14 protein-coding genes and 1 pseudogene are annotated in these 13,616 nt (G+C 71.3%); 10 read left to right on the forward strand and 5 right to left on the reverse strand.

All coding sequences use genetic code 11. The features are described from left to right. Positions 1–259: 259 nt before the first annotated feature. Positions 260–517, forward strand: coding sequence for a WhiB family transcriptional regulator (locus tag BJ964_RS14435; RefSeq protein WP_015619224.1), 258 nt, complete (start codon positions 260–262; stop codon positions 515–517). Positions 518–523: 6 nt separating this feature from the next. On the opposite strand, the gene BJ964_RS14440 is transcribed toward BJ964_RS14435, so the two are convergent. Beyond that, entirely contained in the window at positions 524–1,000 is a 477-nt protein-coding gene (locus BJ964_RS14440; RefSeq protein WP_372441875.1) for a metallopeptidase family protein, read from the reverse strand. 186 nt (positions 1,001–1,186) lie between these two features. On the opposite strand from BJ964_RS14440, the gene BJ964_RS14445 reads away from it, so the two are divergent. Then, complete coding sequence (locus tag BJ964_RS14445) at positions 1,187–1,543, forward strand: DUF3499 domain-containing protein (RefSeq protein ID WP_188121151.1); 357 nt, start codon at positions 1,187–1,189, stop codon at positions 1,541–1,543. 332 nt (positions 1,544–1,875) lie between these two features. On the opposite strand, the gene BJ964_RS14450 is transcribed toward BJ964_RS14445, so the two are convergent. The 4 genes from BJ964_RS14450 to BJ964_RS14465 form a co-directional block, all read right to left on the reverse strand. Next, the gene (locus BJ964_RS14450) at positions 1,876–2,739 is read right to left on the reverse strand and encodes a polysaccharide deacetylase family protein (protein WP_229806643.1); all 864 of its coding nucleotides are present in this window, start codon (positions 2,737–2,739) and stop codon (positions 1,876–1,878) included. A gap of 167 nt (positions 2,740–2,906) precedes the next feature. After that, positions 2,907–3,281 carry a DUF779 domain-containing protein gene (locus tag BJ964_RS14455; protein ID WP_188121152.1) on the reverse strand — a complete coding sequence of 125 codons (375 nt, stop codon included), beginning with the start codon at positions 3,279–3,281 and terminating at the stop codon, positions 2,907–2,909. Between the two features lie 3 nt (positions 3,282–3,284). Beyond that, on the reverse strand, positions 3,285–4,808 hold the full coding sequence (gene exaC, locus BJ964_RS14460) for an acetaldehyde dehydrogenase ExaC (RefSeq protein ID WP_188121153.1): 1,524 nt from the start codon (positions 4,806–4,808) through the stop codon (positions 3,285–3,287). Positions 4,809–4,841: 33 nt separating this feature from the next. After that, entirely contained in the window at positions 4,842–6,098 is a 1,257-nt protein-coding gene (locus BJ964_RS14465; RefSeq protein WP_229806650.1) for a GAF domain-containing protein, read from the reverse strand. A gap of 53 nt (positions 6,099–6,151) precedes the next feature. Here BJ964_RS14465 and nfi point away from each other — a divergent pair, with 53 nt between their 5' ends. The 8 genes and pseudogenes from nfi (at position 6,152) to mtrA (ending at position 13,616) form a co-directional block, all read left to right on the forward strand. Then, a complete protein-coding gene (nfi, locus tag BJ964_RS14470) occupies positions 6,152–6,817 on the forward strand; it encodes a deoxyribonuclease V (protein WP_188121154.1) in 666 nt (221 codons plus the stop codon). Positions 6,818–6,905: 88 nt separating this feature from the next. After that, complete coding sequence (locus tag BJ964_RS14475) at positions 6,906–8,285, forward strand: phosphomannomutase/phosphoglucomutase (RefSeq protein ID WP_188121155.1); 1,380 nt, start codon at positions 6,906–6,908, stop codon at positions 8,283–8,285. A 44-nt stretch (positions 8,286–8,329) separates the two neighbouring features. Further along, positions 8,330–8,491: pseudogene (locus BJ964_RS47925) on the forward strand (Trm112 family protein); the annotation flags it as partial. Positions 8,492–8,589: 98 nt separating this feature from the next. Continuing rightward, positions 8,590–9,810 carry an SIS domain-containing protein gene (locus tag BJ964_RS14485; RefSeq protein ID WP_188121157.1) on the forward strand — a complete coding sequence of 407 codons (1,221 nt, stop codon included), beginning with the start codon at positions 8,590–8,592 and terminating at the stop codon, positions 9,808–9,810. Continuing rightward, positions 9,810–10,994, forward strand: a complete 1,185-nt coding sequence (gene manA / locus BJ964_RS14490) for a mannose-6-phosphate isomerase, class I (RefSeq protein ID WP_223149553.1) — start codon at positions 9,810–9,812, stop codon at positions 10,992–10,994. The genes BJ964_RS14485 and manA overlap by 1 nt, the downstream gene beginning before the upstream one ends. 685 nt (positions 10,995–11,679) lie before the next feature. After that, on the forward strand, positions 11,680–12,528 hold the full coding sequence (locus BJ964_RS14495) for a helix-turn-helix domain-containing protein (RefSeq protein ID WP_188121158.1): 849 nt from the start codon (positions 11,680–11,682) through the stop codon (positions 12,526–12,528). Positions 12,529–12,578: 50 nt separating this feature from the next. Continuing rightward, entirely contained in the window at positions 12,579–12,782 is a 204-nt protein-coding gene (locus tag BJ964_RS14500) for a DUF397 domain-containing protein (protein WP_183224962.1), read from the forward strand. A gap of 144 nt (positions 12,783–12,926) precedes the next feature. Continuing rightward, entirely contained in the window at positions 12,927–13,616 is a 690-nt protein-coding gene (gene mtrA / locus BJ964_RS14505) for an MtrAB system response regulator MtrA (RefSeq protein WP_109595320.1), read from the forward strand.

Genomic DNA, 13,616 nt, shown 5'->3' on the forward strand with positions numbered 1-13,616 from the left:
ACGCGAAGGCCCGGCCTCGCGTTACCTTCCAATGCCCTGGAGAGATAGGGCAGGAACGGGGCCATGAACCGTTCTCAAGCGTCGGGGAAACGGGCCCATTTAGCAGGTTCGGCTTGACGACGCACGTCTTACACGCGTGTAATTTTGGTGGGGTTGCGGGGACGATGTGGCACAAAGGCGTCGAACCCGCAAAAACACGCCGCGTGCGTGGGGGGTCAGCGCCGGTTTCGCGCCGGCGCGGAATTTTGGAGGCACGCCGATGGAAGCGCAGGTTGAAGGGGTAGACCTGCTCGGGGACGCGCCCGAGTGGCAGGAACGGGCGCTGTGTTCGCAGACCGATCCCGAGGCCTTCTTCCCGGAGAAGGGCGGCTCGACGCGCGAGGCGAAGCGCATCTGCGGCCGCTGTGATGTCAAAGCCGAGTGTCTGGAGTACGCACTCGGTCACGACGAACGCTTCGGGATCTGGGGTGGACTGTCCGAACGTGAACGTCGCAAGCTGAAGCGGCGCGTGGCCTGACCGGACTCAGGCCAGCTCGTCCGGATCCACTCCGAGCAGGTTGGCTACCTGCTCGATGATCACATCGTGGACGAGGTCGGCGAGGTCCTCGCGATCCATCGCCCGGAATTCCAGCGGGCGCCGGTAGAGCACGATCCGCGGGGGAAGTTCGTGCCGTCCCGGCCGGCCGGGCAGCAGCCGGGCCAGAGGCACCTCGCCGTCCTCGAGCACATCCGAGTCGTAGACGTTCAGCTCCGGTGGCACGTCCTCGACCGCGAACTCGACGCCGGCCAGTTCCTTGGCGTAGCGGCGCTCCAGGCTCTCCACCGTGTCCAGCACCAGGTCGTCGAAGATCTCCGCCTTGGTGCGGGCCAGGGGAACGGTCGCCGGCACCAGACGGCCGCGGAGCCCGCGCCCGTGCCGGTCACGCCGGGCCGGATGACCCGGGCCGGAACCGCGCGTCGCCTTGCCATCCGTCCGGCGGCGTTCAGGGCTGGTGGTCACGCGGCCAGCGTATCCCCACCGGGGTGGCAGGAGCGGTCAGCCCATGCTCATCGTGTGTCCGTGCCGTTAATTCGCCCCAACGGGGCGGCGTGTCTAACGACCATGGCCGAATCGTGATGCGGTCCGGGTCGGCGTGTCGCGGGGCAACATTCCCCAGAATCGCGGGCGGGGAGATAAGTTGCCGCCGTGAGGTCACCACGGCGCTGCTCCCGGAACGGCTGTCCCCGACAGGCGGTCGCCACCCTGACCTACGTCTACGGCGACTCCACGGCCGTCGTGGGCCCGCTCGCGGCCTTCGCCGAACCCCACACGTACGACCTCTGCGAGACGCACGCCCGCAGCCTCACCGCCCCGCGAGGCTGGGAACTCGTCCGCCACGACGGCGACTTCGCGCCCCCACCCCCCACCACCGACGACCTCGTCGCCCTCGCCGAGGCCGTCCGCGAAGCCGCCCGCCCGGTCCCGCCACGCCCGGACGACACCGACCACACCCCCCAGACCGGCCGCCGCGGCCACCTGAGAGTGATTCCCCCCTCCCACTGAGCGCCGCCGACGGCGAGATCAACGAACGCCGGTGCGCTCGGCTGCCGAAGGCGAAGATCAACGGCCATGTCGTAGCGGGGTGGTGGGTACAGACCGCCGCTCCCGCCGAGGGCGCGGGCCGGCTCGCTGGCCGCTGGCGCGTCCAGAACGCTCCCCGCCCCGCGCGACGTGCGTGAGTGGTCACCCTCCCACCGGGCCGGCTGGACCACCGACCTGAGCCCGGCGGGCGCGGCACAGGCTGGAGTGGCAGTGCCTCGCGTGGAGCGGCGGGACGGGGTGGAATTCGGCGGGGGCGGTGTCCGCCCGTACCGGAAACGGGTTTGAAGTGAATGTCAGGTCAGCGGGACCAGCTGGAAGCGTTTGTGCAGCCAGGGGAGCAGGACGCGGTAGGCGGCGATGGTGTCCGGCTGGGCGTAGTCGTGGGAGAGGACGATCGCGCCGGCGCGGGTGCGCTGCTGGACGATGCGGATGATGCGCTTGCGGTGGGCGTCGCGGGATTCGGTCTCCGGCTGATCCCAGTCGCGGGGGTCGACCTTCCAGTAGATCGAGCGCATGCCGAGCTGTGCGGAGACCTTGACCATGGCCGGGGTGAAGTTGCCGCCGGGCGCGCGCATGTAGCGGATCTCGGCGCCGGGGACCGCGGCGCGGATGGCGGCGTTGGTGCGTTCCAGGTCCGCGCGGATGGCGGCATGGGACTTCTTGCCCAGTTTGAGATCGTGGTTCCAGGAGTGGTTGCAGAGGCTGTGACCGCCCGCCGCGATCGCCTTGACCAGGTCGGGGTGGCGCCGCGCCTCCGTGCCGACCAGGCAGAACGTCGCCTTGACGTGCTGCTTGGCGAGGAGCTTGAGCAGCTCGGGCGTGTAGTCGGGGTCGGGGCCGTCGTCGAAGGTGAGCGCCACGCCCTTGGTGCCGGTGGTCAGGAGGCTGCCGGCCGGGCCGGTCCGGCCCTTGGGCTTGGTGTCGACGGCGGTGTTCTCGACGCGGGGCGAGCTCTTCGACGGGGTGGGCGTCGGCGAGGGCGACGGCGAGGGCGCGAAGCTGGGCGCGGTGACGGACGGCGTGGGGCTGGCGGAGACGATCGGCGCAGGGTCCCCCTGTGCGGTCGTCGTCGCCGCCGTCGCCTGGCCGAGCAGACCGGTCATGATCAGCAGGGCGCTGATCACGAGGGCCTTCCGGGTGTGCGACAGCCGTATCAAGAGACCTCCCCAGGTCGGTTGCGAGCCTGACGACGATGCCTCGGATATCGGCCGGCCGCCAGTCCGTCCCCATCTTTCGTACCAAAAGCGGACCACGTTGATTTTGGCCGGAGTATCATCGCGCACGCGAAAAGGGCGGGGCCGGGGCCCCGCCCTTAACTTGATTTTCAGCTCAGTTCCGCGAGCTCCGCCTCGGTCAGGAGCCGGGAGCGGATCAGGAACCGTACGCCCTCCGGCGCCTCCAGCGAGAAGCCGGAACCGCGACCGGGGACCACGTCCACCGTCAGATGTGTGTGTTTCCACAGTTCGAACTGGCTGGCCGACATCCAGAACGTGATCGGCTCCGGCACCCCCTCGATCGCCAGAGACTCCAGCAGCACGTCGGACCGGCCGGTCCGGAACTCACCCTCCAGGTAGCACATCGGCGAGCTGCCGTCGCAGCAGCCGCCGGACTGGTGGAACATCAGCGGGCCGTGCCGCTCCCGCAGCTGCCGCATCAGGACGGCGGCCGCGGGAGTGACATCCACTCGGGTGGCGGTCATCTCCTAGAAGAAGCCGAGAGCCTTGGGGGAGTAACTCACCAGGAGGTTCTTCGTCTGCTGGTAGTGGTCCAGCATCATCCGGTGGTTCTCCCGGCCGATGCCGGACTGCTTGTACCCGCCGAACGCGGCGTGCGCCGGGTAGAGGTGGTAGCAGTTGGTCCACACCCGGCCGGCCTTGATCGCCCGCCCGGCCCGGTACGCCTGGTTCCCGTCCCGCGTCCACACGCCGGCGCCGAGGCCGTACAGGGTGTCGTTGGCGATCTTGATGGCGTCGTCGAAGTCGCTGAACGGGGAGACCGACACCACCGGGCCGAAGATCTCCTCCTGGAAGATCCGCATGTTGTTGCGGCCCTCGAAGATCGTCGGCTGGACGTAGTACCCGCCGGCCAGATCGCCGGGCATCTCCGCCTTCGCGCCACCGACCAGGGCACGCGCGCCCTCCTGCCGGCCGATGTCCAGGTACGACAGGATCTTCTCCAGCTGGTCGTTGGAGGCCTGCGCCCCGACCTGGGTGTCGGTGTCGAGCGGGTTGCCCTGCTTGAGGTTCTCCACCCGCTTCACGCCGGCGGCCAGGAAGTCCGAGTAGTGGCCCTGCTGGATCAGCGCCCGGGACGGGCAGGTGCACACCTCGCCCTGGTTGAGGGCGAACATCGCGAAGCCCTCGAGCGCCTTGTCGAAGAAGTCGTCGTCGGCCCGGGACACGTCGTCGAAGAAGATGTTCGGGCTCTTGCCGCCGAGCTCCAGCGTGACCGGGATCAGGTTCTCCGAGGCGTACTGCATGATCAGGCGGCCGGTGGTGGTCTCGCCGGTGAACGCCACCTTGGCGACCCGGTTCGAGCTGGCCAGCGGCTTGCCGGCCTCCACACCGAAGCCGTTGACGATGTTCACCACGCCCGGCGGGATCAGGTCGCCGATCAGCGAGAACAGGTAGTGGATCGAGGCGGGCGTCTGCTCGGCCGGCTTGAGGACCACCGCGTTGCCGGCGGCCAGGGCGGGGGCCAGCTTCCAGACCGCCATCAGGATCGGGAAGTTCCACGGGATGATCTGCGCGACCACACCGAGCGGCTCGTGGAAGTGGTAGGCGACGGTGTCCTCGTCCAGCTCGCCGGCGGTGCCCTCCTGGGCGCGGATGACACCGGCGAAGTAGCGGAAGTGGTCGATGGCCAGGGGCAGGTCGGCGGCCAGCGTCTCGCGTACCGGTTTGCCGTTCTCCCAGCTCTCGGCGACGGCGAGCTTCTCCAGGTTCTGTTCCATCCGGTCGGCGATCCGGTTGAGGATCACCGAGCGCTCGGTGGGCGAGGTGCGGCCCCAGGCCGGGGCGGCGGCGTGGGCCGCGTCCAGGGCCTTCTCCACGTCCTCCTCGGTGCCCCGGGCGATCTCGCAGAAGTCCTGCCCGGTCACCGGGGACGGGTTGGTGAAGTACCGGCCCTTGGCGGGCGGGACGTACTGACCGCCGATGTAGTGGTCATAGCGCGACTGGTAGCTGACGATGGCGCCTTCGGAACCGGGCGGGGTGTAGATGGTCACGGTCTCGCCTCCCTGTGTTGAGGCGGACGCTAGTTACGGCCACGTTGCAGAAACGTTGCACGAGTATTCCCGGGTCAGTGCCGCGACCCGGCGGGCGGCCACCGGATCCCGCGGCATCAGCCCCGCGTAGGCCTCCCACATCTCCAGGTCGTCGCCGCCCCACGGCCGGTTCAGCCAGGTCTGCACCAGGCGCCGGTCCCCGCTGCCCAGGATCGCGGCGCGCAGCCGGTCGTCCAGCCGCCGTCGCAACCGGACGATGCCGGGCGCGTCCGAGGCGGGCAACAACTGGCCGGGGTAGGCGTCCATCGCCTCCGCGGTCCGCCCGGCGTCCAGCAGGCGGGCCACCGTGCCGAGGTCGGTCTCCACTCCCGTGCGCAGCCGGTAGGGCCGGGAGTCGAGCAGCTCCGGGCCGAGGATGCGGCGCAGGCGGGACAGCTCGGCGCGGACCGTCACCGGGTTCACGTCGTCGCCGTACAGGTCGAAGCCGAGCTGGTCGCCGGTGCGCCCCTCCGGGTGCACGGTGAGCAGGACCAGCAGTTCGGAGTGCCGCCGGCCGAGCCGGACCGGCTTCCCGCCGACCGCGAGCCGGGCCTCGTCCCGGCCGAGAGCCGCGACCTGCGGCCGCTGCGGCAACGGGCCCACCCCACGGAGGTACGCCTCGGCGGCCAGCGCCGTGGCCCGGATCAGGGCGAGACTGTGCGGATTGGCGAGATGGTCGCCGCCGGTCACGTCGATGGCCCCCAGCAGCCGTCCGGTGCCGGGGTCGTGGACCGGGGCGGCCGCGCACGTCCACCGCTGCGCCGGATGGCTGAAATGCTCGGTCGCGAAGATCTGGAGCGCGTGGTCGACGGCGAGCGCGGTGCCCGGGGCGTTGGTGCCGGCGTGCGCCTCGTCCCAGCGCGCCCCCGGCACGAAGTTCATCGACGCGGCGCCGCGCAGGGTGGACGGATGCCCCTCGACCCAGAGCAGGCGGCCGTGCTCGTCGCAGACCGCCAGGATGTGGTCGCCGTCCTCGGCCAGGCCGCCCAGCAGGTCCCGGAAGATCGGCATGACCCGGGACAGCGGATGCGCCGACCGGTACGCCTCCAGGTCGTCGTCGGCCAGGTCGATCGGCGCGGTGGCGTCGGCCCGGATGTGCGCCGCCGAGCGCGCCCACGACTCGGCCACCACCGGGCGCATCGTGGGCGGGCGCCGCTCACCGGCCAGGAACCGTTCATGGGCGCGGCCGACCTGACGGATCCGTTCGGCCGGGTCGTCTCCGGGGGTCAGGGCAAGCCACGGGTTCACCAGCAGCACCTCCTGCCCCATCGTGACCCGCGTCACGGCAAGTGACAACAGTCTCTATGCTCCGGGTCGTGCAGCCCTGGCCCCGTACCGAAGAAGAAGCCCTCGCCGTGCAGGACAGCCTGCGTTCCCGGGTGGTCCTCAGCGCCGGTCCGGAGGCGCCCACGACCGTCGCCGGCCTGGACGTCGCCTACGCCGAGGGGGACGACCGGCTCGCCGCCGCGGTCGTGGTGCTGCGGGTCGCCGATCTCACGGTGGTGGACACGGCCGTGGTCCGCGGGCGGCCGGCGTTCCCTTACGTCCCCGGGCTGTTCGCCTTCCGGGAGGTGCCCGCGCTGCTGGAGGCGCTCGGCCGGCTGACCGTCCCGCCGGAGGTGCTGATCTGCGACGGGCACGGCCTGGCCCATCCACGCCGCTTCGGGCTGGCCGCGCACCTCGGTGTCCTCACCGATCTCCCGGCGTTCGGCGTCGGAAAGACCCGGTTGGTGGGAGACTGGGAGCCGGTCGGTGAACAGCGGGGCGCACAATCGCCGCTGGTCGACGCCGGGGAGACGGTCGGTGCGGTGCTGCGGACCCAGGCCGGGGTGAAACCGGTCTTCGTCTCGGTCGGACACCGGATCGGCCTGGATCGGGCCTGCGCGCTGACACTCGCGCTCGCGCCCCGGTTCCGGCTGCCCGAGACGACGCGAGCCGCGGATCGTGCGTGTAGAGATCTCCTCCGTTAACCGTACGGCCGCGCGGTTGAGACCTTGACGCGCCAGGCGCTCCGATACCCTCGGGCCCAAAGGGGATTTTGGCGCAAGGGGTGCAGTGGTGCTTGATCTGTCGCAGATCATCAAGGCGTACGACGTACGGGGGACCGTCCCGGACCAGTTCAACGAGACGGTGGCCCGAGCGATCGGCACGGCGTTCGTCGAGATGTTGCGTGAGTCCGGTGACGAGCCGGACCAGATCGTGATCGGTCACGACATGCGCGAGTCCGGGCCCGGCCTGGCCGCCGCCTTCGCCCGGGGCGCGAACGCCGCCGGTGTCGCTGTGATCAACATCGGGCTCGCGTCGACCGACCAGCTCTACTACGCGTCCGGCGCGCTGAGCCTGCCCGGCGCCATGTTCACCGCCAGCCACAACCCGGCGCAGTACAACGGGATCAAGCTGTGCCGCTCCGGCGCTCGCCCGGTCGGCCAGGACAGCGGCCTGGCGATCGTCCGCCAGCGCGCCCAGCAGCTGCTCGCCGACCTGAACGCGGAGGCCGACGGACCGTCCCGGGTGGAGCAGCGCAACCTGCTCGCCGATTACGCCGCGCACCTGCGCTCGCTGGTCGACCTGTCCGGCATCCGGCCGCTCAAGGTCATCGTGGACGCGGGCAACGGCATGGGCGGCTACACCGTCCCGGCCGTCCTCGGCGACCAGGTGCTCCCGGCCCTGCCGCTGACCATCGAGCCGCTCTTCTTCGAGCTGGACGGCTCGTTCCCCAACCACGAGGCGAACCCGCTGGACCCGAAGAACCTGGTGGACCTGCAGAAGGCGGTCCGCGAGCTGGGCGCCGACATCGGTCTCGCCTTCGACGGCGACGCCGACCGCTGCTTCGTCGTCGACGAGAAGGGCGACCCGGTCTCGCCGTCCGCGATCACCGCGCTGGTCGCCGCCCGTGAGCTGGCCAAGTTCCCGGGCAGCACGATCATCCACAACCTGATCACCTCGGCCGCGGTGCCGGAGATCATCACCGAGAACGGTGGCAAGCCGGTCCGCAGCCGGGTCGGCCACTCGTTCATCAAGGCCGAGATGGCCGCCACCAACGCGGTCTTCGGCGGCGAGCACTCGGCGCACTACTACTTCCGTGACTTCTGGTTCGCCGACACCGGCATGCTGGCCGCCATGCACGTGCTGGCCGCGTTCGGCGGGCAGGACCTGCCGCTCTCCGAGTTCGCCGCCGACTACGAGCGGTACGCCGCCTCCGGTGAGATCAACTCCACGGTGGCCGACGCCTCCGCCAAGATCGCCGAGGTGCGGGCCGCGTTCCCGGACGCCCGGGTGGACGACCTCGACGGGATGACCTTCCAGCTCGGTGACGGCGCCTGGTTCAACCTGCGGGCGTCCAACACGGAGCCGCTTCTGCGCCTGAACGTGGAGGCGCCCGACGCGGATCGGATGGCGAAGCTGCGCGACGCGGTGCTCGCCATCGTTCGTGGATAGGATCGCCACGACCGGAGTTCAACGTGGCGATTAGGAGTTACTCGGTGGCGCTCGATCAGCAGTTGCTGGAGATTCTGGCCTGCCCGGACACCCATCACGCGCCCCTCGAGCACGACGCCGGCGCGCAGACGCTGACGTGCACCGAGTGTGGCCGGATCTTCGAGATCCGCGACGACATCCCGATCCTGCTGCTGGACGAGGCGCGGCTGCCCGGCTCCTCCTCGGAGGACCGGGCGGCCGCCCGCTCGGCCGGCCCGCTGGCCGAGGATTCCGTCGAGAAGCCCGCGGACGAGGAGACGGACTGATGGCCGGCCCATTGAGCGGCTCCGCCGGGGTCAACGGCCATCGCGTCGCCGACGAGTCGCTGCTCAACGACGAGAAGTCGATGCTCGGCAACGACCCCGGCGGCATGCTGCGGGCCACCGCCTCGGCCGGCGCGCAGGTGCGGGAGGCCGCGGCGCTCGCCGCCGAGGTCGACCTGAGCATGCTCGCCGACGAGGGCCGTCCGCGGGCCGTGGTGGTCGCCGGCATCGGCACCGCCGGGCTCACCGGCAGCATCCTGTCCACCGTCGCCGGCCCGCGCTGCCCGGTGCCGATCATCGGCCACCGCAGCGCCGGCGTGCCCGGCTGGGTCGGCGCGGCCGACGTGGTGATCGCCGTGTCCGCCTCCGGCCGCAGCCCGGAGGCGCTCGCCGCGGCCGAGGCGGCGGCCCGCCGGGGCGCCCGCCTGGTCGCCATCGGCAACCCCGGGTCCGACCTGGAGGCGGTGGCCGAGCGGGCCCGTGCCCCCTTCATCGGCGTGCCGCGCCGGGCCCCGGCCCGGGCCACCCTGTGGGGCCTGACCATCCCGGTGCTGTTCGCCGGCCGGGCGCTCGGCATCGCCAAGCTCGCCGAGGCGGACATCGCCGAGACCGCCACCCGGCTGGACGCCGACGCCGAGCGCTGCCGTCCCGGCGCCGACTCGTTCGTCAACCCGGCCAAGGAACTGGCTCTCGGGCTGGCCGGCTCGGTGCCGATCGTCTGGGGTTCCTCCCCGCTGGCCACGGTCGCGGCCCGCCGGTTCGCCGACACGCTGGCCGCCAACGCCCGGTACCCGGTGATGGCCGGCGCGCTCGGTGAGGCCGGCCGGGGCCGGGTGGGCCTGCTCGACGGCGTCTTCGGCGGTCTGGCCGAGACGTCGCGGGACATCTTCGCCGACCCGGACGACGACGCCGACGAGCTGACCCGGCTCCGGCTGGTGGTCTTCCGCGACGGCGGGCTCAACCCTGAGGACGACGCCGACGAGCCGGTCGCCGTCGAGGAGCGCCGGGCCGACGCCATCCAGACGCTGGCCGACCGGCGGGGCGTCCGGTGCGACGTGCTCACCGCCGAGGGCGGTTCCAGCCTGGAGCGGCTGGCGTCGCTGGTCGCGGTGCCCGACTTCGCGTCGCTGTACCTGGCGCTGGCCCACGGTCTCGACCCGATGGCGGTCCCGGCGATCAGCGAGATGAAGGAGCTCTCGAACCCGCTTCCGGAGGGCATCTGATGACCGTGTACCCACTGACCGGCGTCATCCGGCCGTACGCCTGGGGCTCCCGGACCGCGATCGCCGGGCTGCAGGGCCGCCCCGCTCCCACCGCGGAGCCGGAGGCGGAGCTGTGGCTCGGCGCGCACCCCGGCGACCCGTCCACCGTGCCCGGCCCCGGCGGGCCGGTCCACCTCGACGGCCTCATCGCCGGCGACCCGGCCGGCCAGCTGGGGGAGGACGTGGCGGAGCGGTTCGGGCCGCGCCTGCCGTACCTGATGAAGGTCCTGGCCGCCGCCGCCCCGCTCTCCCTCCAGGCCCACCCCGACGCGGCGTACGCGAAGGAGGCGTTCGCCCGCCAGGAGGCCGACCCGGAGGCGCCGAAGAACTACACCGACGCCCACCACAAGCCCGAGATCCTGGTGGCGCTCACCCCGTTCGAGGCCCTGTGCGGGTTCCGCCCGCCGGCGACCGCCGCCGACGTGATCGCCGGCTTCGCCCTGCCCCGCCTCGACCCGGTCGTCACGGCGCTGCGCTCCGGTGACCTCTCCGAGGCCGTCCGCCTGCTGCTCACGTGGCCGGAGGACGACCGCAAGCCGCTGATCGACGACGTGGTCGCGGCCGTCGCCGCCCACCCCGCCGACCACCCGCACGCCGACTCGCACCGCCTGGCCGCGAAGCTGGCCGACCACTACCCCGGCGACCCCGGTGTCCTGGTGGCCCTGCTGCTCAACCTGGTGCGCCTGGCCCCCGGCGAGGCCATCTGGATGCCCGCCGGCAACCTGCACGCCTACCTGAACGGCCTGGGCGTCGAGCTGATGGCCGCCAGCGACAACGTTCTCCGCGGCGGCCTCACCCCGAAACGCGTCGACGTGGCCGAACTGCTGCGCGTCCTCCGCTTCGAGGTCCTCGACGACCCGCTGCTGCACCCCCACGATCTCGCCCCGGGCGTGACGGCGTGGCGTGTGCCGGTCCCCGACTTCGAGCTGTACCGGATCACCCTCACCGCTGACCGCCCGCCGGCCCGCATCCCCGGAAGCGGGCCCCGCATCCTGCTGGGCACCGAGGGGGACGTCCACGTCGGCGAGGAGCACGGCATACCGGTCACCCTCCACCCGGGCACGGCCGCCTACGCGCCGGCCGACACGGGGCCGCTCACGGCCGCCGGCCTCGGCACGATCTTCGTGGCCGCCGTCCCGGACTGACCCGCGGGTCCTCCGTTCGCCTACGCCCGCGCGGGCCTTCCGCTCGACCACGCCCGCGCGGGCCTTCCGCTCGACCACGCCCGCGCGGGCCTCTGCTGACCGGCGCGACCCGGCTGTGCCGTGTCGTGGATCCGACTCGTCCGCTCTTGGCCCAATCGCGTCCAGGGGGACGATCTGTCCCCTAATCCGTCGCACTCCGTCACATTCGCGCCCGAAATTTCTCGAAATTCCTTGACATCATGGTTGCAGAGTGTGAATCTAGAAGCACGCAGCGTCATTGGTGATCGGGGGGTCCCACGGACGCGCGCGGTACCAAACCGGGGGGATGAACGGGGCGGCGGGCTCAGGCCTGTCGCCCCGTTCGCTATTCCGCCGCGGCAGCCGTCCACGGGAAGTCCACGGGAACCGGACGGCGCCCGGATCGGGTCCCCCTTCGGGGTGTATGTCCTGCCGGGGAGACGCGCTCAGCGCGATGCTGACGGCGCCTACCGAACAGGCAGTCCGCCGCCGCGGGAACCGGGTGTTGCCGGAGCCCCCGCCCGCCGGACGGGGACTCTTCCCCGGCGGTTGCCGCCACCGGGTCCGGCCTACGCCATCCATTACTTCACGAGGCCCCGGGCGCTGCAAGTGCATTGGTGGCTGTGCAAGTTGCAATGGAGACCCGATCCGTCGATATGGTGGCTCCGTGGCGAGGCCGACATCGACAGCGCGCCGGGAGCTCGGCGGGGAACTGCGCCGGCTCCGCGGTGAGCGCCGCGCGGTCGACGTGGCGACCGCGCTCGGCTGGTCGGAGTCGAAACTCAGCCGGATCGAGACGGCGCACACCGGGATCAGCGAACCGGACCTGGACCGGCTCCTCACCCTGTACGGGGTGGCGGTGGAGGACCGCAGCCGGCTGCGTGACCTGGCCCGGCGGGGGCGGGCGCGGGCCTGGTGGACGCCGTACCGGTCGTCGGTCCCGGACCCCTACGACGAGTACCTGGCCCTGGAGGCCGAGGCCGTGCGGATCTGTGAGTGGGAGACCCAGGTGGTGCCCGGCCTGCTCCAGACGGACGAGTACGCCCGCGCCGTGATCGAGGCCGGTGTCGACATCGACGACTCGGCCGTCACCCAGCGCCGTCTCGCGTTGCGGATGGCCCGGCAGTCGACGCTGACCCGGGTTCCGCCGCCCAGCCTGCGGATCGTCATCGACGAGGGTGTGCTGCTGCGTGAGATAGGCGGGCCGGAGGTGCAGCGCCGTCAGCTGGCCCGGCTGTACGAGGCGAGCAGCCGCCCCGGGGTGGAGTTGATGATCCTGCCGTTCCAGGCGGGCGCGCACGCCGGGCTGACCGAGTCGTTCATGGTGCTGGAGTTCGCGACCGGCACCCGGGCCCCGGTCGTGCACATCGAAGGGCTGACCGGCGGCCTCTTCCGGGTGAAGCCGGAGGAGATCGACGTCTACCAGGATGCCTTCGATGACCTGCAAGAACGCTCTTTGTCGCCAGAAGACAGCCGAACGGTCATCGCTGAGACGAGGGATCGATTGGCCCGGTGATCTCCCGGCGTGGGGTCCAATGGACTTGCATTCCACGGAAGGAGATGATCATGCAGGACACCACGCTCACCTGGCGTAAGAGCAGCCGCAGTGGCGCTGCCGGGCACTGCGTCGAAGTCGCCGAGGTGCCCGCCGCGGTGCTGGTGCGTGACTCGAAGGATGCCACCGGACCGGTGCTGAGCTTCGGCAATGCGGGTTGGACCGGCTTCATCGCCGGCGTCCGCGCGGGAGAGTTCGACCGGCCCGGCGCGTGATCGGGATTTTCTGATCATCGATCGCGCGCGACGGGCGGTCCCGGACCGGGACCGCCCGTTTTCTCTGGGCACGGACAGGCTTCCCGGACAAGATCGCCACCCAGGTAGCGCGAAGTCCGGGAGGACAGTGCAATATTGGACCGCATGAGAGCCCGGGTACTGGTCGTCGATGACGATCCCGCGTTGGCCGAGATGCTCGGCATCGTCCTGCGCAGCGAAGGATTCCTACCCTCCTTCGTGGCGGACGGTGAACGTGCCCTGGCCGCTTTCCGAGAGAATCGTCCGGATATCGTTCTGCTCGATCTGATGCTGCCCGGCATGAGCGGCATCGACGTGGCGCGCGCGATCCGCGCCGAGTCGGGCGTCCCGATCGTGATGCTGACGGCGAAGAGCGACACCGTCGACGTCGTGCTGGGCCTGGAGTCGGGCGCCGACGACTACGTGGTCAAGCCGTTCAAGCCCAAGGAGCTGGTGGCCCGGATGCGGGCCCGCCTGCGCCGTGGCGAGGACGCCGCGCCGGAGATGCTCACCATCGGCCCGCCCGGTAACCAGATCACCATCGACGTGCCGGCGCACACCGTGTCCCGGGACGGCGAGGAGGTGAAGCTGACGCCGCTCGAGTTCGACCTCCTGGTCGCCCTGGCCCGCAAGCCGCGTCAGGTCTTCACCCGCGAGGTCCTGCTCGAGCAGGTCTGGGGTTACCGGCACGCGGCCGACACCCGCCTGGTCAACGTGCACGTCCAGCGGTTGCGCGCCAAGATAGAGCCGGACCCGGAGCGGCCGGAGATCATCCTCACAGTCCGTGGCGTCGGCTACAAGGCGGGCACCGGCTGA

The organism is Actinoplanes lobatus, assembly GCF_014205215.1.
In the GTDB taxonomy this organism is placed as follows: Bacteria; Actinomycetota; Actinomycetes; order Mycobacteriales; family Micromonosporaceae; genus Actinoplanes; species Actinoplanes lobatus.